17 protein-coding genes are annotated in these 21,597 nt (G+C 72.8%); 9 read left to right on the top strand and 8 right to left on the bottom strand.

Annotated elements, in window-relative coordinates; translation table 11 throughout:
• Window positions 1-10: 10 nt before the first annotated feature.
• The 3 genes from SSP29_RS36245 (at window position 11) to SSP29_RS36235 (ending at window position 3,356) form a co-directional block, all read left to right on the top strand.
• Window positions 11-910, top strand: a complete 900-nt coding sequence (locus SSP29_RS36245) for a carbohydrate ABC transporter permease (protein WP_089105160.1) — start codon at window positions 11-13, stop codon at window positions 908-910.
• 117 nt (window positions 911-1,027) lie between these two features.
• On the top strand, window positions 1,028-2,440 hold the full coding sequence (locus tag SSP29_RS36240) for a GH1 family beta-glucosidase (RefSeq protein WP_438363832.1): 1,413 nt from the start codon (window positions 1,028-1,030) through the stop codon (window positions 2,438-2,440).
• Window positions 2,441-2,672: 232 nt separating this feature from the next.
• Complete coding sequence (locus SSP29_RS36235) at window positions 2,673-3,356, top strand: hypothetical protein (RefSeq protein ID WP_089105158.1); 684 nt, start codon at window positions 2,673-2,675, stop codon at window positions 3,354-3,356.
• A gap of 39 nt (window positions 3,357-3,395) precedes the next feature.
• Here the strand turns inward: SSP29_RS36235 and SSP29_RS36230 are convergent, their stop codons facing one another.
• The 5 genes from SSP29_RS36230 to SSP29_RS36210 form a co-directional block, all read right to left on the bottom strand.
• Complete coding sequence (locus tag SSP29_RS36230) at window positions 3,396-7,634, bottom strand: trypsin-like peptidase domain-containing protein (protein WP_089105157.1); 4,239 nt, start codon at window positions 7,632-7,634, stop codon at window positions 3,396-3,398.
• Window positions 7,621-7,932, bottom strand: coding sequence for a trypco2 family protein (locus SSP29_RS36225; protein ID WP_089105156.1), 312 nt, complete (start codon window positions 7,930-7,932; stop codon window positions 7,621-7,623). Before SSP29_RS36225 ends, SSP29_RS36230 begins: the two co-directional genes overlap by 14 nt.
• 97 nt (window positions 7,933-8,029) lie before the next feature.
• Complete coding sequence (locus tag SSP29_RS36220) at window positions 8,030-9,502, bottom strand: glycoside hydrolase family 18 protein (RefSeq protein ID WP_089105155.1); 1,473 nt, start codon at window positions 9,500-9,502, stop codon at window positions 8,030-8,032.
• Window positions 9,503-9,634: 132 nt separating this feature from the next.
• Complete coding sequence (locus SSP29_RS36215) at window positions 9,635-11,065, bottom strand: sensor histidine kinase (protein WP_150135574.1); 1,431 nt, start codon at window positions 11,063-11,065, stop codon at window positions 9,635-9,637.
• Window positions 11,062-11,772, bottom strand: coding sequence for a response regulator transcription factor (locus tag SSP29_RS36210; protein ID WP_089105154.1), 711 nt, complete (start codon window positions 11,770-11,772; stop codon window positions 11,062-11,064). Before SSP29_RS36210 ends, SSP29_RS36215 begins: the two co-directional genes overlap by 4 nt.
• Before the next feature lie 98 nt (window positions 11,773-11,870).
• Between SSP29_RS36210 and SSP29_RS36205 the strand changes: the two genes are divergently transcribed.
• Window positions 11,871-12,395: a hypothetical protein gene (locus SSP29_RS36205; protein WP_089105153.1), complete on the top strand. Its 525-nt coding sequence runs from the start codon at window positions 11,871-11,873 to the stop codon at window positions 12,393-12,395.
• A gap of 209 nt (window positions 12,396-12,604) precedes the next feature.
• On the opposite strand, the gene SSP29_RS36200 is transcribed toward SSP29_RS36205, so the two are convergent.
• Together SSP29_RS36200 and SSP29_RS36195 are read right to left on the bottom strand one after the other, a co-directional pair.
• Window positions 12,605-13,474, bottom strand: a complete 870-nt coding sequence (locus SSP29_RS36200; RefSeq protein ID WP_089105152.1) for a spermidine synthase — start codon at window positions 13,472-13,474, stop codon at window positions 12,605-12,607.
• A gap of 36 nt (window positions 13,475-13,510) precedes the next feature.
• The gene (locus tag SSP29_RS36195; protein ID WP_089105151.1) at window positions 13,511-13,924 is read right to left on the bottom strand and encodes a hypothetical protein; all 414 of its coding nucleotides are present in this window, start codon (window positions 13,922-13,924) and stop codon (window positions 13,511-13,513) included.
• Window positions 13,925-14,179: 255 nt separating this feature from the next.
• On the opposite strand from SSP29_RS36195, the gene SSP29_RS36190 reads away from it, so the two are divergent.
• Window positions 14,180-15,604, top strand: a complete 1,425-nt coding sequence (locus SSP29_RS36190; protein WP_089105150.1) for an NsdA family TPR-like regulatory protein — start codon at window positions 14,180-14,182, stop codon at window positions 15,602-15,604.
• A 230-nt stretch (window positions 15,605-15,834) separates the two neighbouring features.
• Here the strand turns inward: SSP29_RS36190 and SSP29_RS36185 are convergent, their stop codons facing one another.
• Complete coding sequence (locus SSP29_RS36185) at window positions 15,835-16,431, bottom strand: histidine phosphatase family protein (RefSeq protein ID WP_089105149.1); 597 nt, start codon at window positions 16,429-16,431, stop codon at window positions 15,835-15,837.
• A gap of 222 nt (window positions 16,432-16,653) precedes the next feature.
• Between SSP29_RS36185 and SSP29_RS36180 the strand changes: the two genes are divergently transcribed.
• The 4 genes from SSP29_RS36180 to SSP29_RS36165 all read left to right on the top strand — a co-directional run.
• On the top strand, window positions 16,654-17,607 hold the full coding sequence (locus tag SSP29_RS36180) for a phosphatase PAP2 family protein (RefSeq protein WP_089105148.1): 954 nt from the start codon (window positions 16,654-16,656) through the stop codon (window positions 17,605-17,607).
• A complete protein-coding gene (locus tag SSP29_RS36175; protein WP_150135572.1) occupies window positions 17,504-18,709 on the top strand; it encodes a hypothetical protein in 1,206 nt (401 codons plus the stop codon). Before SSP29_RS36180 ends, SSP29_RS36175 begins: the two co-directional genes overlap by 104 nt.
• A complete protein-coding gene (locus tag SSP29_RS56955) occupies window positions 18,700-20,325 on the top strand; it encodes a hypothetical protein (RefSeq protein WP_089105147.1) in 1,626 nt (541 codons plus the stop codon). Before SSP29_RS36175 ends, SSP29_RS56955 begins: the two co-directional genes overlap by 10 nt.
• On the top strand, window positions 20,322-21,597 hold a 1,276-nt coding region (locus tag SSP29_RS36165; protein ID WP_089105146.1), incomplete at its 3' end, for an AAA domain-containing protein. The genes SSP29_RS56955 and SSP29_RS36165, both read left to right, overlap by 4 nt.

The raw sequence follows: 21,597 nt of genomic DNA, 5'->3' as shown, positions 1-21,597 counted from the left end.
GAGACCGGCCGTGACGACGACCCTGACCAAACCCTCCGAGGCGGTCGAGCCCAAGCGGGCCCGGCGCTCGAAGTCGGCGCGCGCCGGCGGCACCATGCACGCGGGCCCGATCGCGTACACGATCCTCGTCCTCTTCTCCATCGGCTCGCTGTTCCCGCTGGTGTGGACGGCGATCGCCGCGTCCCGGAACAACAACCGGCTGGCCGAGACCCCGCCGCCGTTCTGGTTCGGCGGGAACCTCTTCCACAACCTGGACGTGGCGTGGAACGAGGCCAACCTCGGGCAGGCCTTCCTCAACACCACGATCGTGGCGGGGATCTCGGCGATCACCATCGTCGTGCTGTCCACGATCGCCGGGTTCGCCTTCGCCAAGCTGCGCTTCAGAGGCCGCAACATCCTGATGCTGACGGTGATCGGCACGATGATGGTGCCGCCGCAGCTGAGCATCATCCCGCTGTACATGATGGTCGCCAAGCTGAACTGGGCGGACCAGCTCCAGGCGGTCATCTTCCCGTCCCTGGTGAGCGCGTTCGGCGTGTTCTTCATGCGGCAGTACCTGATCCAGGCGCTGCCGGACGAGCTGATCGAGGCGGCCCGGGTGGACGGCGCGAGCAGCTGGCGGGTGGTGTGGCACATCGTGTTCCCCGCGGCGCGCCCGGCCATGGCCGTGCTCGGCATGCTGATGTTCGTGCAGGCCTGGAACGACTTCCTGTGGCCGTTCCTGGTCCTCACGCAGACCGGCAACCCGACCGTGCAGGTCGCCCTGGCGGGCCTGGGCCGCGGCTACACCCCGGACCAGTCCCTGATCATGGCGGGCGCGCTGCTCGGCACGCTGCCGCTGCTGCTCGTCTTCGCGATCTTCGGCAAGCAGATCGTGGGCGGCATCATGCAGGGCGCCGTGAAGGGCTGACCGCCGTCCAGACGGGGGGCCGGGTCACCGCCGTCCCGGCCCCCTCTCCTCCCCTTCCTCCTCACCTACCCGTCGGTCTCCACGACCTCCTATGGGAGCGCTTCCATGCCTGAACCCATGACCTCCGTGACCTTTCCTCCCGCCTTCCTCTGGGGCGCCGCCACCTCCGCGTACCAGATCGAGGGGGCGGTGCGGGAGGACGGCCGCACCCCCTCGATCTGGGACACCTTCAGCCATACGCCGGGCAAGACGGCTGGCGGCGAGACCGGTGACATCGCTGTCGACCATTACCACCGCTACCGTGACGACGTGGCCATGATGGCCGACCTCGGCCTGAACGCCTACCGGTTCTCGGTCTCCTGGTCGCGCGTCCAGCCGACCGGCCGCGGCCCGGCGGTCCAGGTCGGTCTCGACTTCTACCGCGGCCTGGTGGACGAACTGCTGGCGAAGGGCATCAAGCCGGCCGTCACCCTCTACCACTGGGACCTGCCGCAGGAGCTGGAGGACGCGGGCGGCTGGCCGGAGCGGGACACCGCGTACCGGTTCGCCGAGTACGCGCAGATCCTCGGCGAGGCGCTCGGCGACCGGGTGGAGCAGTGGATCACCCTCAACGAGCCCTGGTGCAGCGCCTTCCTGGGCTACGGCTCCGGCGTGCACGCCCCCGGCCGTACCGACCCGGCGGCCACCCTGCGCGCCGCGCACCACCTCAACCTCGCGCACGGCCTGGGCACTTCGGCGCTGCGCTCGGTGATGCCGGCCCGCAACCAGGTCGCGATCAGCCTCAACTCCTCGGTGGTACGGCCGCTGTCGCAGGACCCGGCCGACCTGGTCGCGGTCCGCACCATCGACGACCTGGCCAACGGGGTCTTCCACGGCCCGATCCTGCACGGCTCCTACCCCCGGTCGCTGTTCGCGGCGACGGCGTCGGTGACGGACTGGTCGTATGTCCGGGACGGCGACCTCGCCGCCATCCACCAGCCGCTGGACGCCCTCGGCCTGAACTACTACACGCCCACCCTGGTGTCGGCCGCGTCCGGCACGGCCGGCGGCCCCCGGGCGGACGGCCACGGCGCCAGCACCCACTCCCCCTGGCCGGGCGCCGACGACGTCGCCTTCCACCAGACGCCGGGTGAGCGCACGGAGATGGGCTGGACGATCGACCCGACGGGCCTGCACGAGCTGATCATGCGGTACACCGCCGAGGCCCCGGGCCTTCCCCTCTACGTCACCGAGAACGGCGCGGCCTACGACGACAAGCCCGACCCCGACGGCAACGTCCACGACCCGGAGCGCATCGCCTACCTGCACGGCCATCTCTCGGCGGTGCGCCGCGCCATCACCGACGGCGCGGACGTGCGCGGCTACTACCTGTGGTCCCTGATGGACAACTTCGAGTGGGCGTACGGCTACGGGAAGCGGTTCGGCGCGGTGTACGTCGACTACGCGACCCTCGCCCGGACCCCGAAGTCGAGCGCCCGCTGGTACGCGGAGGCGGCCCGCACGGGAACGCTGCCGCCGGCGGCCGCCTGACAGAGTCGCCCTATGCCGTCGTTCGTCTGCGGCTCCGCTGTGGCTGGTCGCGCAGTTCCCCGCGCCCCTTCGGGGGCGCTGTCGAGCGGGGCGCAGTGCTCGGAGGGAAGTGCCGCGCCCGGCTCACAGGGAGCGCTCAGCCGTCGATCAGCGGTCTCTCAACTGCCGGGCGTCTCATGGTCGGTACGAGGTGATCGAGCGATCCTCGTGGACGTGGACACCGGAGGACGTCATGGGATTCATCGCGCTGGTGCTGCTGGCGCTGGTCATCGGCTCTGTGGTGGCCTTCGTCGGCCGGAACCGGCAGCAGGCCGCGGACGGCGCCGGGCAGCTGTCGCAGCAGGACCTCGCCGCCGACGCGGGGGCGGAGGCCACCCGCTGGGTGGACCGGCTCGGCGGCGGCATCGCGACCCTGGCCGCGGGTGACGACCGGGCGGCCCGCCAGTCCCTGGCCGACGCGACGGAACGCCACCGCGCGGCCCAGGCCCAGCTGGCGACGGCGTACACCCCGGCGCAGTACGCCCTGGTCACCCAGACCGCCGTCGAGGGCCTGCACTACGTGCGGGCGGCCCGCACCGCCCTGGGCCTCGACCCCGGCCCGGCCCTGCCCCCGACGGGCTCGGCCGCGGCGGGCCGCCAGGTGACGGTGGGCGGCCAGACGTACACGTCCTCGGACCGCCCGGGCGCCGGCACTCCCTACTACTACCCGGGCGGAACGGTCGCCGGCCGTACCGTCCCCGGCGGCTGGTACAGCACGCCCTGGTGGAAGACGGCCCTGGTCGCGGGCGCGGCAGGGGTCGGCGGCATGCTCCTGGCGGACGCCCTTCTGGACGGCTTCCACCACCACGGCCCGCCGATGGGCGGGCCGGGCGGGTTCGGGGGCTTCGGGGGGCCCGGCGGCCCGGGCGGTTTCTGAGCCGGCAGCCACGCGAAGACCGCGCGACCGCCGGGCTCCTCAGCGGGCCAGTCCGAGATGAGCGACGACCACGTCCCGTACCCGAAGGACGGCCGCAGGGTCGAGGACCGCGAGGACCGGGAGGGCAGGCACCCAGGCTCCGAGAGTGAGCGCTTCGGCGACAAGGGCACGTGCTCGGGGGAGGTCGGGGGTGGGAGTGGCCGGGATGAGACAGACGGCGAGGCGTGTGGAGACGGGCAGGGACTGGCGGGGGGATTCAAGGAGCGGTACGGCCATGGCGAGGCCTGGCATTCCGGCGAGGTGGGCGGCCAGGCAGAGGAGACGAAGAGCGCGCTCGTGATTCTGCGTCTCGCCTCGGGCGCATTCCTCCGCCGCGTCGGGATCTCCCAGTGCGGCAAGGGCGACGGTCGCCACGGCACCTGGTCCACCGCCGGTGAGACTTCCCCGTTGCCTCCCCAGCACATCCTTGAGCCGCTGTCGTGCAGCCGCCGGGTCGCTGCCGGCCTCCAGAAGCGCGTACAGGGAGACGTCCTCGTCCTCGTGGAACAGCCTCCGAGACCCAGCGCCGTCAAGAACCTCCTCAACCCGCGGGAGGTTGCCGCGCCCGTCCGGGCCCACCTCGACGAGGAGCCGAGAGGCACGCACGTCGTCCCCGGTGCTCTTGCGGAGCCGCACCTCGCCGAGTAGCCGGCGTGCCGCCTCCGGAGCGTGCGGCCACAGGCCCGCAGCCGCATGGACGGCGGCTCTGCCACGGTAGTCGGACAGAAAACCGTCAGTCGTGGGCCACTGCCCGAGAAAGTCCTCGGTACGTTCCCCGATCTCTGTGCGGGCCATTGCCTGGGCGACAGCCGCCACCATGCCTTCGGGCAAGGGGTAGTAGGACAACCGGGGTGAGGCCACCGCTGCCTTTTCGCACAGACCGAGTGCCCGGGCCTCGTCGCGTTCGGCCACGGCCAGGGACGCGACAGCGCAGCCCCAGACATATACGTCGCGGTCCTCTATTTCGGCGAGAACGCGTTCCGCGTCGTCCAGTCGGTCGACCGCGGCCAAGGCTCCGGCAAGGACAGCGAGACTCGCGGGATCGGCCTGGGTGGAGCTGCCCCCTCCCTGGCGCCGCCGGTTCACCTCGCCGACCAGATATCGTGCGCGGTCCGGTTGTCCGGCAGCGAAGTGAGCGGCGAGTTCCACCAGGGCGTCGATGCCGATCCCATTGCCCAGGGCATGCCGGGCGAGCAGGAATGACTCCAACTCCTCGATGGCATCTTCACCTGCCTTCAGCAGGAGTTGGACAACATCCTGCTGTCCACGTCTGTTGAGACTCGGCCTGCTACGGGATTTGGCGAGAGCTTCCCAGGCCGGTTTCGCTCTGCCATCGCGTGCCCACGCCCGCGCGATCATGGTCCAGGCATCGCCGAGCAGTAGTTCCTTCTGCTCTACTGCGGAGACGCCCGTATACCAAGAAGAAGGCTCTCGTTCCCGGTGCCAAGGAGAGCGCCCTCGTCCCGGGCGCTGTGGCAAAGGCCCGTAGTTCAGGAGCCGTTCAGCGTCTTCCAGTCGGTTGTCGGCGATGAGTGCGTACACGTCGTCATAGGTCCCCACCCCCAGCCTGTAGCGCGCAGGCCCGTGAACTGCCCCGGTCAGTCGCTGCGCGTCCCTTGGGCGCACCTCCCGCAGAGCCTCGGCGGCGATCGCGGAGACGTGGGGTCGGTCGATTCCGTGCTGCCGGACCCAGCGGACCACCGCATCGTAGAGGCGGTCGGCTTCGTCGGGCGAACCCAGGGCCGACCATGTCTGCCCGACGGTCACCAGAGAGCGGACACGGTCCGGATCGAACTCGCACCGCTCGGCGATCTCTTCGGCCATGCGGCACAGTTCGTCCGCATGAGCGGGGACACGGACCTGGCGAGCGGTCGCGGTCAGCGCCTTGACGAGTTCGCTGTACGCGACCTTCAACCGCCAGGGCCAGCCGAAGGCCAGGCGTACGGCTTCGTGTTCCTTGCCGAGCCTCGCGAACACGCCCGCGGCAGCGCTCTGCACCGCGAGGACCGCCGTGACAGCTCCCGTGGGGTGCGAAGGAAGTGTCACAAGTCGGTCTAATGTGGTTCGCGCCACCGGCGTCGCCAGTTCCACCCCTTCCTCCGCCAACCGAACGGCGCGCAGGTCGTCCCGGTCCGCCAGTACCCCTGCCACTCCGGCCAGCGCCCGCGCGCGGCTGAGACGGTCGGGGACGCTTCGGGCCAGCCCGATCGCCTCGCGGGTCCGGCCGAGGCGAGCAAGGACGGCCGGGACGCCGGGATGGAGTGTCCGGTTACGTCGGGTGACGAGGTCACCCACGGCCGCGAGTACGACCCGTGTCGGCAGGTCGTCCTCGCGCGCCGTCGTGCGGGCAGCCGCCACCTCCGAGAGGAACGCAGCGTCGCTTCCCGTCGCCTGGCGCAGCCGCTCGCGTCGGCGGACGTCAGTGGCGTGGGCGAGCAGACGGTCCGCGTCACGGAGCAGGGCGAGCCTCCGGCCGTAGGGCTGGAGAAGATAGTTCGGGGTGTCCGGCGGCCAGCCCCGGCCCGAGAAGTGCTCGGCCCAGGCGTGCAGCATTTCCAGGTACGGGGCCACGTCCGGCCCGAGTTCCTCCTGGGCGGCGGCGAACAGCGTCTCGTGGGTGAAGACACAACCACGGCCGGACACGTACAGGTTCAGGTCGTCACTGTGGTCGTCCTCGCCGTCGGCGCCGTCGCTCTGGTGTGCCTCGCGTACCCGCACGGTGCGTCCGAAGGCACTGTCGAGCAGCCGTCGTAGCGCGTCGTTGGGCTCGCCGGTCAGGACACGGAGGTCGTCGGTGGTGAGAGGTCCCCGGGCGGCGACGAGGAGGCCGACCAGGTCACGCGGCAGCCGGTCTCCGGTGAGCACCCGGCGCAGCTCGCCCTTGGCCTCGTGCTCGTCGTGCTGTGCGGCTTCGTTGGCGGACAGCCGCAGCTCGCGGCAACGGCGAAGCGGATGGCTGCCCTTGACGTCGACGGGGAGACCCGGGCTGGTACGGCTGGTGACCAGGACACGCACGTTCGGCGGGGGCCGGTCGGGCAGCAGGGAGGCGATGCTCGTGCCGATGCCACCGCTGCGCAAGGACTGATCCTCGTCGAGACCGTCCACCACGAGGAGCAGTGTGCCACCGCCCCGTCCGACGCGCTCCGCGGCCTCCTCCAGCAGCAGCCGGCGCACTCCGTCACGGGCCGTGGGGGTGGCGACGACAGCCGGATCACGGCCGACGATCGCGGCGAGCTGGTCGATGACCGTCGCCGTATAGACGGAGCTGTCCGACTGATCGGTGGAGCCTGCTGTGACGAAGAACCAGACCGGCACGATGCCCTGTGGCGGGTGCAGGGCGAACCAGGCGGCGAGCGCGCTCTTTCCGGCCCAGGGCGGCCCCTGGACCCACAGATAGGGATCGGGGCCGGCGCAGAACGAGACGAGTTCGCCGAGCTCCGCTTCCCGGGCCTTCAGCTCGGCGGGCGCCATACCGGCGAGGTGGGCGCGGTAGACCTCCCGAGTCCACTCCGGCACTGCAGGGGGAATGGCGTCGGACAGCGCCTCGGGGCCCAGAGAGCAGCCCAGACACTTCGCCAGTTCTTCCGTCTCCACCGGGTTCAGCTCCTCGGACCACCGGTCGACCCGGACCGCCGCTATGCGTCCCGGACCGTCCGTGCGGTGGTGCCGGGTGACGACTGCGACAAGGTGGCCGCCAGCGAAGACGGCCGCGCCGGACATGCCCTCCCAGGCGTCGCGGTCGGGATCGGGGTCGTCGGCGGGAGAGGAGGCGACAGCGAGGTCGAGGGTGCCTTCGCGGCGGTTGGAGAGCACGGCGCAGGTCGCGTGCACGTGCTCCGCGTCCCGGAAACGTGAACCGTCGTCGTCCGTACGCAGTTTGAAACGCGGGAAACCCAGCGCGGTACAGCGCAGCACCGCGTCCCGCTCTCCCACCCGACCGTACGAGACGGGCGGGGTCTCCGGCATCTGCACCTCGCTGTCCAGGGCGAGGACTGCGATATCGATGCCCGCGTGCCGCCAGCACACGGTCGCCCCGACGACCTGTTCTCCCGGCCGGTCGGCCTGAAAGCGGACCGTGACGGCCTGTGCGTCCTCCACGGTCTCGACGAGGTGTGCGGCCGTCAACACCTTGCGTGCCGCGACGAGGTACCCGGTGCCCCGGCGGGCCTGCCTGCCGGGAGGCCCGACGCGGATCTCCGCGACCCGCTCCGCCCTCAGCCCCCGGTCAGCGCTCGCCATCGACCTCGTCCCCCGCGAGCATGGCGGGTTGCGGCGATCCCCCGCCCGCGGGTACGGCTTTGGGTATGAGTGTCAGCTTGACCCGCTGGGTCTGCGCCTGGGCGTACCTGCCGTTCGAGTCCAGGTCTACGACCCAAACCCGCACCTTGGCGCCGGCACCCGCCTCCCGGTTGACGGCGACGGTGGCCTCGACCTCGATGGGCCCGAGTTCGAACCGTACAGCCTGGCCGCCGCCGTCGGCCGCGGCGGCGATCAGCTGCCGCCTCAGCTCACGAATCATGTCGTACAGCTCGATCATTCGTCCCCCTTGTTCTCCGGCGCCCTGATAAAGAAGTTTGTACGTCCCGGCCGGGAAGGGGAAGACCGGGCGGGACGTATCGGACGGTGCTCGCGGGTCAGCCGATCGCCGCGAAGGCCTTCGAGAAGGCGTACTTGTCCTGGGTTATCGAGCTGCAGGTGGCGTCGGCGGTGGACTTGGCGCCGCCGGCGCACTGCTGGTCGCGGGTGGCCGACCACATCGAGAGCCAGCCGAGGCCCTTGGACTTGGCGAAGTCGACCAGCTGACTGGCGTCGTCCACCTTGAAGACCTCGGAGGAGACGTCGTTGACACCGATCATCGGGGTGACGCCGACCGCCTTCCAGGCGGCGGAGTCGGAGAGGCCGAGGACGCTCTTGATCTGGGCCTGGGTGGCGGTGGCGGCCTGGGTGGCATAGGTGCCCATGTCGCCGTTGTACGAGGCGCCGTAGTCCATCGCCATGATGTTGACGGTGCTGATCTTCACGCCGTTGGCCTTGGCGTTGGAGACGAGGTTCACGCCGTCCTGGGTGAGGCCCTCCGGCATCACCGGGAGGGTGAAGGAGACGTCCAGGTTCGGGTGGCTCGCCTGGAGCTTGGCGATGGCCTTGGCGCGGTTGGTGTTCGCCGTGGTGTTGGGCAGCGCGCCGCCCTCCACGTCGAAGTCGACCTTGGTCAGGCTGTACGCGTCCACGACCTTGCCGTACGCCGCCGCCAGCGCGTCCGCCGAGGAGCAGGTGGTGGCGAGTTCGGAACCGGACGCGCCGCCGAAGGAGACCCGGACGTCACCGCCCTTGGCGCGCAGGGCGCCGATCTGGGACGCCACACCGTCGCTCGCCAGGTCCGTCACCCCGCCCCACTTGGGCGTGCAGCCGCCGCCGTCGGTGACGAACGCGAGGTTGTAGTTCTTCACGCCGGTCGCGTTCGCCGCCGCGAGGAGGTCGAACGCCGGGTAGAGGGAGGTGTCGACGTACGGGGCGAAACCGGCGGAGACGGTGGTACCGGTGCCGCTGCTCTGGGTCGGGGAGGCGGTGGGGGTGGCCGTCGCGGTGGGGGTGGCGGTGGCCGTGGGCTTGGGGGTCGCGGTGGCCGTCGGGGTCGGGGTGACGGACTGCGTCGGGCGGCCGCTCGGCTCCGGGGTCGTCGTACCGTCCGCCGAACAGCTCGCGTTGTCGATACGGCAGCCGGTCGGGTCCCCGCTGCCGTCGACCACGAAGCCGACGGTGTCCGACTCGCCGGCCGCGAGGCCGTCCGTGTCCCACTTCGGCGGCTTCACGGTGACGTGCTGCCCGCTCACGGTGTACTCGGCGTTCCACAGCGAGCTGAGCTTCGCGCCGGCCGGCAGGTCGAACTCCAGCGTCCAGTCCTGCTCCCTGGCACCGCTGTTGTTCGTGACGACGTACTGCGCGGTGTACCCGGTCGACCAGTCGCTCGTCTTCGTGTACGCGGCGCCGACTCCGGCCGCCTGCGCGATCCCGGTGAACAGGATCGCCCCGCCACCGACCACGGCCGCGGCGACCAGACCGCCTGTCACCTTGTTCCTGCCACTGATTCTGCGCCGGTGCGTACTCATGCCGTGCCTGCCTTCGCCTGCCGGAGGGGGTGGGGTGCGGCAGCACGCTAGCGGTCAGGAACCGGACAAACGGCCTGATCGGGACGGCCATTGAGGATCTTAGGGTGCGCTTAAGGAAGGCATCGGGAGCGATTAAAGGTCGAGACCAATTCTTCCGGTGGTTCCCCCGGTTCCCCTCCGGCCCGGATCCCCCGGCTGCCTGCGCGAACGGCGCCGGCGCACCGCTCCCCGGTGCCCCTTGCGCTCCGGCTTCCGGCCGTCCAGCTGGATCCAGACCCGCACCTCGGTCCCGCCGAGCACCGACGACCCGATCCGCACATCGCCACCGGTCGACTCGGCGAGCCGGCGCACGATGTCCAGGCCGAGCCCGGTCGACCCGGCCGCCCCGGAACCCCGCCCCCGGGCCATCGCCGCCTCCGGATCCCGGATGCCGTGTCCCGCGTCCGAGACCAGCACGATCACCGCGTCCTCCGCGTTGTGCACGTCGACCGCGAAGGCGGTGCCCTCCGCGGTGTGCCGGAAGACGTTGCCCAGCAGCGCGTCGAGCGCGGCGGCCAGGTCGGCGCGGGCGACGGGTATGCGCACCGGCCGGTCCACGCCGGCCACCCGCCACTTGCGGCCCTCGTCCTCCGCGAGCGCCGACCAGAACCCCATCCGCTCCCGCACCACCTCGGCCGCGTCGCAGCCGGCCCCCGGCCCGGCGGCCGCCGTCTGCGGCTTGGCCTCCCGGGCGGTCCGGATGATGGTGTCGACCTCGTGCTCCAACTGCGCGACGGCGGCCCTGGTCTGCTCGGCGGCGGTCCCGTCCCCGAGCGAGGCCGCGTTCAGCCGCAGCACGGTGAGCGGAGTGCGCAGCCGGTGCGACAGATCCGCCGCCAGCTCCCGTTCGTTCGCCAGCAGTTGGACGACCTGGTCGGCCATCGAGTTGAACGCGACCGCCGCCAGCCGCAGTTCGTTCGGCCCTTCCTCGGGCACCCGCGCGCCCAGCTTGCCCTCCCCCAGTTCGTGTGCGCCCTCCACCAGCCGCTGGGCGGGCTGCACCATCCGTACGCCCAGCCGGTCGGCCACCGCGACCGAGCCGACGATCAGCGCCAGGCCGACGGCGGCGAGCACCGCCCAGGCCGTGCCGACGCCGTTGTTCACCTCGGACTCGGGCACGTACACCTCGACGACCGCGATGGCACCGGAGCTCAGCGCGACGGGCTGCAGCAGGGTCGACCCGCCGGCCACCCCGGTCGTGGAGGCCCGCCCCAGCTTCCGTACGGCCGCGATGTCCCGGTCGGCGGCGCGCTGCCGGCCGATGTCGACGGCGGCCTGACCACCGGCCGCCGGTATGTGCACGGCCATGCCCCGGTCGGCGCCGGCCGAGGCCACCACCCGCTCCAGCTTGTCCCGGTCGGTGGTGATGGACAGGGCCGGGGCGACGGCGGCGGCCTCCCGCTCGGCGTTGGAGAACGCCCGGTCCCGGGCCAGCTCCTTGACGACCAGGCCGAGCGGAACGGCGAAGGCGACCACGACCATCGCGGTGACCGCCAGACAGACCTTGACCAGAGCCCATCTCATCCGACCGGCCTCGCTTCCCCGCCCGGCGGCTCCAGCTTCACGCCGACCCCCCGCAGTGTGTGCAGATACCGCGGCCGGGCCGCCGTCTCCCCCAACTTCCGCCGCAGCCAGGACAGATGCACATCGATGGTCTGGTCGTCCCCGTACGACTGCTGCCACACCTCCGCCAGCAGCTCCTTGCGCGGCACCACGACCCCCGGCCGCCCGGCGAGGAAGGCCAGCAGATCGAACTCCCGGCGGGTGAGATCGAGCCGCACTCCGTCCAACTCGGCCTGCCGGCGCAGCGGGTCGACGGCCAGCCCGCCGACCCTCAGCACGCTCGACGGCGCCGCCTCGCCCCCGCCCGACCGCGCCCGGCGCAGCACGGCGGCCATCCGTGCCGACAGGTGCTCGACGGAGAACGGCTTGGTCAGATAGTCGTCCGCGCCGGCGTTGAGCAGCCGGACGATCTCCGTCTCGTCGTCCCGGGCGGTGGCGATGATGACGGGCACGTCGGTGATGCCGCGCAGCATCTTCAGCGCCTCGGAGCCGTCCAGGTCCGGCAGTCCGAGGTCCAGCACGACCACGTCGAAGCGGAAATGGGCGACCTCGCGCAGCGCCTCCAGTGCCGTGCCGACGCTGCGCACGGTGTGCGAGGCGTCGGTGAGATGCCGGATGAGCGCCGAGCGTACGAACTGGTCGTCCTCGACCACGAGCACACTTGCCATGCGCCGCACCGTACGCCATGCCGCCGACGCCGGCCGGAGCCTGTGGATAACTCGGGTCGAGTGCGCACGGCGGTACCCCTGGGGCAGTATGGCCCGCGATGCGCAGAGGACTCGTACACATACTGGCTTGGCTGCTCGCCACGGGCGCGGCGGTCACGCTGTCGTGGTGGGGTGTCCACACGGTGATCGCGGCCACGGCCTACGACCCGCCCCGCGCCCTGCCCGTCACGGCGGCGGACGACGACCCGACGACCCAGGGCTCCAAGCCGCTGACGCCGGCCACGTCCCGCGCGCCGAGCCCTTCGCACACGGCCGCGGCGCGCCCGTCGGCGACTCCCACGCCGACGCCGTCCCGGACTCCGACGACGACTCCGAGCCCCTCGGCCACAGCGACCGCCACCGGTCAGGTCAAGGCCTACGACACGGACGGCGGCCGGGCGGTCTTCGACCTGGGCGACACCAGCGCGACGCTGGTGTCGGCGACGCCGGGCACGGGCTGGTCGATGCAGGTCTGGAAGACGGAGACGTGGATCCGCATCGAGTTCAGCAAGAGCACGGACCGCGTGTCGGTGTTCTGCACCTGGCACGACGGGCCGCCGCAGGTGCAGGTGGAGACGTACTGAGAGTGTCCGGTCGGCCGGGCCGGGGGGTGGGGACGCTCACCGGCGCTTGCCGGGCACCGCCCGTGCCCACCCGTGCCGCCTGGGGGCACCTCCCAGGCCCTTAAGGCACTGGGGAGGCACGACTGCCCGCGGCTGGGGAGAAACGGCGGGCGAAGCGCCCCTTCAGGGGCGCGGGGAACTGCGCGACCAGCCCCCACCGGCCCGCGGACTCAGCGAAACACCGAAGGCGGCGGCGAGGGCGAAGCCACGGCCACCGCATCCGTCACGGCGACCGCCCCGCCGGTGAAGTCCCGCAGCGCCCGCCCGTGTTCGACCCGCCCAGGGTGCGGATCGGATGCGCAACGCCGGGTCAGCTCTCCCACCGGCAGCTGTACGTCGGCCGCCACCAGCACCGCGTTGCCGAACCGCTTCCCCCGCCACACCCCCGCGTCCGCGACCACCGCGACCTCCGCGAACCGCGCCCCCGCCGTCGCTATCTGCCCCCTGAGGTGCGCGAGCGGCGGCCCGTCCGCGAGGTTGGCGGCGTACACACCGCCCGGCCGCAGCACCCTCCGCACCTCGTCCAGGAACTCCGTGGACGTCAAATGCGCCGGAGTGCGCGCCCCGCTGAACACATCCGCTATGACCAGGTCCGCCCACGCCTCCGGGACCTTGCCCAGACCCTCCCGGGCGTCCACGGACCGCACCCGTATCCGCGCGCCGGGATCCAACGGCAACTCCCGCCGCACCAGTTGCACGAGGGCCGCGTCCCGCTCCACCACCTGCTGCGTGGACCGGGGCCGGGTCGCCGCGACGTACCGTGCCAGCGTGAACGCGCCGCCCCCCAGGTGCACGACCTGCACGGGCCTGCCCGGCGGTGCGACCAGGTCGATCACATGGCCGAGCCGGCGCTGGTACTCGAAGGAGAGGTACCCCGGGTCGTCGAGGTCGACGTGCGACTGCGGGGCGCCGTCGATGAGCAGCGTCCAGGCCCGGCCGCGGTCGGGGTCGGGAATGAGCTGGGCGAGGCCGCCGTCGACGGCCTCGACAACGGCGTCGGCGGCGGTCGCCCTGCGCCGCGAGTTTCTGGACTTGCCCATTCCGTCATTTTCCCAGGCGCCGGCCGTCCGGGAAATTCAGCGGCAGCTGTCCGCGGCCTCGATCAGCCGGGCCGCCTCCCCGAGCGCCCGGCGCAGCACCGTCGGGTCGGTCGCGAGGTCGGCCTCGCCGGGCGGCAGCAGCCAGTCGGAGCCCTCGACCGGCGGCTCGGGGCTGAGCCGCAGCCCGCGCCCGTCGGTCTCCGTGCAGGTGCTGCCCGGAACGTCCCAGCCCGCCGCCGTACCGGCCGGCACCACGAAGCCGAGGGTGTCGCCCCCGTCGTCGTGGAGTACGGGCCCCACCGCGTCCCCGGCCCCCCGGCGCAGGATGTCGACCGCCTCCAGACCCTGCCGGGCCGGCACCGTCACAAGATCGCACCCCGCATCGTCTGCCGCCGAAGTCAACGAAGTCACCGGCGGCGTACAAGGATCGTTGCTCTGGCTGGTCTCCATCCCGGCCTCCACCACGCAGCCCTCTTGCAGTCCATGACGTCCAACGCGCCACCGCGTCAACGGCTACGGCGGAAGTCAGCCGCAAAGGATGGCAGTTCATGGCAGATCGTGGATGAGATATCCGGTTTGTAGCCAAACGCAGCGTCACGAGCCCGACACAGCAGGTACGTTCTTGCCCGCCGGAATCAAGGGTCCACTCGGACAACTCACCACGAGTCCGGCATGGTTCGACGGTTCGCACGAGAGGACCCGGCCATGACGTCGTCAACCACGAGCTCGCCACAGCCCGATCGGCCGGTACGGCCGAACCTCGCCTTCCGGCAGGTGCGCGGCCGGCACTCGCCGGCCGAGTTCGCCGCGCTGGTACGGCGTGCCGCCCGCGAGATCGGCGAGCGGGTGAGCTGTGACGCGCGCTACATCGGCCGGGTCGAGGCGGGCGAGATCCGCTGCCCGAACTACGCGTACGAACGGGTGTTCCTGCACATGTTCCCCGGTCGCACGCTCGCCGACCTCGGCTTCGCGCCCCGCTCGTCCGTCCGCGGACGCGCGACGCGGCCGCCGGAGGACGTGCCCCTGGCTCTCGCCAGTGGTGAGACGCAAGGGGCCATCGAGCCGTATGACCCGCAGGACCCGTACGAGACGCACGACAACTACGAGGAGAGCGACGTGCTGCGTCGCCTATTCATGACCGGCGGGGGCGCCACAGTGGCCGCCGCCACGCTGGGCCCCCTGGGGTTCACGATCGACGCCGTGGCGGCGGACCGGCCGGTGCGCCGTGCCGGGTCCTCGCACGCGGCCGCCCTGGAGGAGGCCGTACGCCGGATCCGGCTGCTGGACGACCGGCACGGCGCGGACGGGCTGTACCGGCGCGCGGCGGCTCCGCTGCGCGCGGCGTACGCGTTGCTGGACGCGGGCGCGACCCGGCAGACGACCGCCGAGCGGTTGCACTCGGGCGCCGGTGAACTGGCCATCTCGGTGGGCTGGCTGGCCCATGACTCCGGCCGCTTCGACGATGCCCGCTCGCACTACGCGGAGGCGCTGGCGACCGCGCGGATGACCGGGGACCCGGGGCTGGAGGCGCACGCCTTCTGCAACACGGCCTTCCTGGCGCGGGACTCCGGGCGGCCCCGGGAGGCGGTGCGGGCGGCGCAGGCCGCGCAACGCGTAGGCAGGCCCCTGGGCTCGGCCCGCCTCATGTCCCTGCTCGCGCTGCGCGAGGCGGGCGGCTGGGCCGGGCTCGCCGACCGCACCGGCACCGAGCAGGCGCTGGCCCGTGCGCAGGCCCTCTTCGAGCGAGGCCACTCGGACGCCGACCCCGAGTGGATGAGCTTCTACGGAGAGGCCGAGCTGGAGGGCCTGGAGGCGCAGTGCTGGTCCATGCTGGGCGACTGGCCGCGGGCCGCACGGCACGCACGCCGGGCCGCCGACCTGCAGGACCCGCACTTCACCAGGAACATCGCGCTGTACACGGCGGAACTCGCCGACGACCTCGCGCGCGGGGGGCGGCCCGACGAGGCGGCGACGGCGGGCATGCGGGTCCTGGACCTGCTGGGCCAGGTCCAGTCGTCCCGGATCCAGGGGATGCTGGCGGGCACGGCACGGGTATTGCTCCCGCACCGCCGGGCCAGTGGGGTCCAGGAGTTCCTGGACCGGCACGCGTCCACGCCGAGGGTCGTGTAGGGCCGGTTGTCGGCTGCCGGCCGGTGGGGGCTGATCGCGCCCACGCGGCGGAGCCGCAAATCAGATACAGCCCCGCGCCCCTAAAGGGGCGCCTCAGCTGCGGGCAGTCGTGCCTCCCCCAGTGCCTTAAGGGCCTGGGAGGTGCCCCCAGGCGGCACGGGTGGGCGCTGGGGGTCCCCCCTCTGGGGGAGGCACCCTGCAAGCGCCGGTAAGCGTGCCCACCCCCGCCGTCAGCCGACCAAGTGCCCCAGATCGTTCCAGCTCTCGATGGCAGGCTCCCCATAGGCCCAGCCCAGTACCGACAACGACGTCGGGTTCAGGCGGATCCGTGCCGCGAAGTCCAGCGGCAGGCCCAGCCAGCGCGCCCCGATCGACCGCAGGATGTGCCCGTGGGCGAACACCAGTACGTCCCGGTCGGCCGACCGCGCCCAGGACACCACCTCGTCCGCCCGCGCGGTCACCTCCGCCAGGGACTCGCCCCCGGGCACCCCGTCCCGCCAGATCAGCCAGCCGGGGCGGACGGACTGGATCTCGGCGGGGGTCAGGCCCTCGTACGCCCCGTAGTCCCACTCCATCAGCGTGTCCCACCGCTCGGCCCGCTCGCCGAACCCGGCGAGTTCGCACGTCTCACGCGCGCGTGCCAGCGGGCTGGTGCGTATCTCGGCGTCGGCGAGGCCGTCGAACGGCGGCCGGTGCAGGCGCTCGCCGAGCGACTTGGCCCCCCGCCGGCCCTCCTCCAGGAGCGGTACGTCGGTCCTGCCGGTGTGCTTGCCGGACAGTGACCACTCCGTCTGTCCGTGCCGGGCCAGCAGGATGCGCGGTGCCATGGAGAGGGAACCTTTCGGGAGAAATTCGGAGGCGGGACACCTCCATCATCACCCACGCTGGGAACACGCCGGGAACGAGCCGGGAGCGGGCAACCCGGGGCGCGTCCCCGGCGTCTTTGAGGTCTGAGCGCCCCGCATGGGCGCTAATGCGCGCAACGTAAAGTGTCACGGTCGGCCCGCCGGGTGCCGCGCGGACAGGGACGAGAAGGGGGAGGCAGTCGGATGCCGCAGACCGAGAAACCAGGCACCGAGGCGGCTGCGCGAACCCGGTTGCGCTGGTGGACCGAGCTGCCCCTGATCCTGCTGGTGTACGCCTGCTACTCGGCCGGCCGCCTGCTGGCGCGCGGGGACACGGCCACCGCCGTCGACCACGGCCTGGCGATCCTGCGCATCGAGAAGGCCCTGCACCTCAACGCCGAGCACCCGCTCAACCGCCTCTTCACCCGGGAGGCCTGGCTCGGCATACCCGCGGACTTCTGGTACGCCTCACTGCACTACCTGATCACCCCGGTGATCCTGGTCTTCCTGTTCCGCAAGCGCGCCGAGGTCTACCGGCGGGCCCGCACCTGGCTGATGACGTCCACGTTCATCGGCCTGATCGGCTTCACCCTGCTGCCCACCTGCCCGCCCCGGCTGCTGGACGTGAAGTACGGCTTCGTCGACACGATGGCCCAGTACAGCTCGTACGGCTGGTGGGGCGGCGACGCCAGTGCGCCGCGCGGTCTCGGCGGCATGACCAACCAGTACGCGGCGATGCCGAGCCTGCACTGCGGCTGGGCGCTGTGGTGCGGGGTGATGCTCTGGCGCCACGGCGGCAACCGCCTGACCAAGGTGCTCGGTGTGGCCTACCCGCTGCTGACCGCGATCGTGGTCATGGGCACCGCCAACCACTACTTCCTGGACGCGGTCGCGGGCGCGGCCGTGATGGGCGCGGGCTACCTGCTGGCACCGTACGTGATGCGGGCCGCGGAACTCGTCAGGGTGCGGATCACCCCGGGCGCCTCCCTCGTCGCAGCGCGCTCGGACGGCGCAGGCACCCCGATTGTCAGTGGCGGATGCCAGACTTCGGCGGGTGAGCGAATTCCTTCGCAGCGCGAGTCCCGGCTCGCCGCCGCAGCCGAACCCGACGCCTCCCCCACAGACGCGGGGGACGGCGCTCCGGCACCGGCTCGCTGAGCTGCGCGGCCCCGCCGTCCCGGCCAAGGCCCTCGACGCGCGCGCCCTGGCGGCGCTCGCCGCGAACCCGGGGTGCAGGCGGCGGGCGATCCTGGACGGCGCCGGGGTGGACAAGACCGCGCTGGCGGGCGCCCTCGGCTCACCGTCGGCCTTCGGCCAGTCGCAGTTCGCACTGACCCGGGGCAACGCCTTCGAGGCGAAGGTGAAGGCGGACGGCGGCGCCGAGTTGCTGCGGCTGGTGCGCACCCACCTCGACCCGGGGGCCGAGCCGGCCGAGCGGGCCGCCGTGCCGGGCCTCTCCGCGATCGGGCCCGAGGGGCGTACGGCCCGTACGGCGCTGGCGCTGCGCGAGGCCGTCGAGGCGGGCGGCTGGGCGCTGTTCGACCACCCGATGCTGGCCCTGGAGGTGGCGGGCTCCCCCGCCTTCCTGGAGCCGGACGCGGTGGTCGTGCACCCGGACGGCAGCTGGACGGTCGTGGAGATCAAGTCCTTCCCGATGCTGGACGGTTCCGCCGACCCGGCGAAGGTGGGCGCGGCCGCCCGGCAGGCCGCGGTGTACGTGCTGGCCCTGGAGCAGGTCGCGGCCCGGCTCGCCCCGGCCCCGCGCGTCCGCCACGACGTACTCCTCGTCTGCCCCAAGGACTTCGCCAACCTGCCCACCGCCGCCGCCGTGGACGTCCGCAAGCAGCGCGCGGTCACCGCCCGCCAGCTGGCCCGGCTCACCCGCATCCAGGACATCGCCGACACCCTCCCGGAGGGCACCTGTTTCGCCCCGGACCTGCCGGCGGAGCAGCTCACGGCGGCCGTGGACGCCGTCCCCGCGGCCTACGCGCCGGAGTGCCTGTCCGCCTGTGAACTGGCCTTCCACTGCCGGCAGCGCTCCCGCGCGGCCGACGAGGTGACCGCGCTGGGCCGCGCGGCCCGCGCCGAGCTGGGCGGGCTGTCCACCGTCGAGGACGTGCTGTCGGCGGCGCGCGGCGAGAGCGGCGACCCGGCCGACCCGGCGGTGGCGGCCCTGCGCCGGGCGGCGGCCCTGCGCGCCGAAGCCCTGAGCGCCAGTGCCAGTGCCGACGCCGATGCCCAGGGGGCCTTGTGTCCCTGATCACCACCCTCGCCCGCCTCGAAGCGGTGAGCACGGGCACCGCGCAGCCCGCCGCGACCGTCCGCCACCGGCACCTCTCCGACCACCCGCTGGTGTTCGTGCCGCTCACCACCGCCGGTGAGGCCGGTGCCCCGCTCGGCGCCCTGGTCGGCACCGACCGGGACGCCCCGCGCCTGCTGGTCGTACCCCAGCCGCGCGACCGGGACCTGCGGTTCGCCTTCCTCGCCGAGCTCGCCGACGTCGTCCTGCCGTACCTGGACTCCTACGCGGACAGCGTCGAGGCCGCCGAGCGCACCGAGACCGACCCGGAGACCGGCAAGCGGGTCAAGGTCGAGGTCGAACTGTGCGCGGACGCACCCCAGTTGATCGTCCCGGGCCGCGCGGGCGTCGAGTTCGTACGGCTGCTGGGGCGGTCGATGCGGTTCCGGCGCACGGCGGAGCAGGACCCGGAGGCGCCCTACCCGGCCCCGCCCCGGGTGCCGTTGCTCGGCCGCTGGCTCACCCACTTCGGCGAGCGCGCCCGGGTCCCCGGCTCCGCCCTGCTCCTCGCCATGACGGACCTGCTGTCCCGGCACTGGGCGACCGGCCAGTCCGGCATCGAGGACCAGCACCTGGGCGCGCTGCTCGCCTGGATCGCCCCTCCCCCAGTCTCGGCTTCGCTCGACCGGGGGGACCCCCAGTCGGGCAGCACGGGCGCGGCGGCCGCGCTCACGGCCGAGCTGGCGCGGGACGGCGACGGGCAGTTGCTGTGCCCGCCGGCCGGCCCCGCCACCGACCCGGCCTTCGACAACAAGCTGCTGGCCCCCGCCTTCGAGCGCTACGACCGGGCCCGCACCGCCCTCGCCGCGGCCGAGGACGGCCTGCAGGCCGACGACCGGCTGGCGATCCTCACTGCGGCCGAGCGGGAGATCCGCGCACTGGTGGAGAGCCGTACCCGGCCCACCTGGGACGCGGTCTGGCAGGGCCTCGACCTGCTGCGCGGGCTGCCGGAGGGCGCCCGGGCCGAGGAGCGCTGGACGCGTGACCGCTGGTCGTTCACCGGTCACCGCGACCGGGTGCTGGCCGGCGAACCCCCGCAGCCGCGCCGCGACGACGCGGTGACCGCGGCGAACAAGCTGGCCACGCGCGAGCGGGAGCAGGCCCGGCTGGACGCCCAGGAGGCCCTCGACGACCCGCTGGTGATGGCGGGGCGGCGGCTGTCCGGGGAGGCGTTCGCGGGCGAGGTCCTCGATGTCGTCATGGCGTACAGCGAGGGCAGGCGGCCCAGCCCGCGCCCGCTGCTGACCGTGCGCACGGAGGACCGGCCGCAGCTGGGCGAGCGCGCCAAGGCGTACCGCTCGCTGGGCGGCAGGCCGCAGTCGACGGAGTTCGTGGGGTACGAGGGCGAGGGGGTCCTGGTGCTGCGCGTCCTGGACAAGATGGGCCGCGGCAAGGAACCCGAGGAGGGCTCCGTGCCGGAGAAGGGCGACCGGCTCGTCTTCACCCTGTTCGAACACGAGCAGCGCGGCGGCGCCAAGCTGCCCGACCCGGAGGACACCCCGTGGACGCACGGCGGCCCGCCGGGCGAGGCGGCACCCGAGGCGGCCGACACCGCGACGCCGGAGGACATCCTGTGACGACCACGGACTTCGATCCCGGGGCGGCCGCCGCACAGGCCACGGCCGCGATCCTGCACGACACCCTGCACGGTACCGACCGGGGCGTGGTCGTGGACTCCCCGCCGGGTGCCGGCAAGTCCACGCTGGTGGTCCGCGCCGCGCTGGAACTCGCCGGCGCGGGCCGCCCGCTGATGGTGGTCGCGCAGACGAACGCCCAGGTCGACGACCTCGTCCTGCGGCTCGCCGAGAAGAACCCGGAGCTCCCCGTCGGCCGCCTCCACAGCAGTGACGCCGACCCGTACGACAAGGCGCTGGACGACCTGCCGAGCGTCCGCAAGTCGGCGAAGGCGGCCGACCTCAGGGAAGCGCAGGTCGTGCTGTCCACCGCCGCGAAGTGGGCGCACGTGAAGGTGGACGAGCCCTGGCGGCACGCGATCGTCGACGAGGCGTACCAGATGCGCTCGGACTCGCTGCTCGCCGTGGCCGGCCTGTTCGAACGGGCGCTGTTCGTGGGCGACCCCGGCCAGCTGGACCCGTTCGCGATCGTGGGCAGCGAGCAGTGGGCGGGCCTGTCGTACGACCCGTCGGCCTCCGCCGTCTCCACCCTCCTCGCCCACAACCCGGGGCTCCCCCAGCACCGCCTCCCGGTCTCCTGGCGCCTGCCGGCCTCCGCGGCCCCTCTCGTCTCCGGCGCGTTCTACCCGTACACCCCCTTCCGCAGCGGCACCGACCACGGCGACCGGCGCCTCGCCTTCGCCGTCCCCTCCGACGGCTCCGGGCCCGACCGGGTGATCGACGAGGCGGCGGAGTCCGGCTGGGGCCTGCTGGAGCTGCCCGCCCGGCACACCCCGCGCACCGACCCGGAGGCGGTCCGGGCGGTGGCGGCGGTGGTACGGCGCCTGCTCGACCGGGGCGGCTCGTCCCTCTCCGAACGCTCGCCCGACCCCGCGCCGCTCACCGCCGACCGCATCGCCGTCGGCACCGCCCACCGCGACCAGGCGGCGGCCGTCCGCGCGGCCCTGGCGGAGCTGGGCGCGGCGGACGTCACCGTCGACACGGCGAACCGCCTCCAGGGCCGTGAGTACGACGTGACGGTCGTCCTCCACCCGCTCTCCGGCCGCCCCGACGCCACCGCCTTCCACCTGGAGACGGGCCGCCTCTGCGTCCTCGCCTCCCGCCACCGCCAGGCCTGCATCATGATCTGCCGCGCCGGCGTGACCGACCTCCTGGACGACTACCCGTCGACAGAACCGGTCCAGCTGGGAACCCTCGTGAAGTTCCCCGACGGCT

Source organism: Streptomyces hyaluromycini (assembly GCF_002217755.1).
In the GTDB taxonomy this organism is placed as follows: Bacteria; Actinomycetota; Actinomycetes; order Streptomycetales; family Streptomycetaceae; genus Streptomyces; species Streptomyces hyaluromycini.
This window is presented reverse-complemented; position numbering and strand designations above follow the sequence as displayed.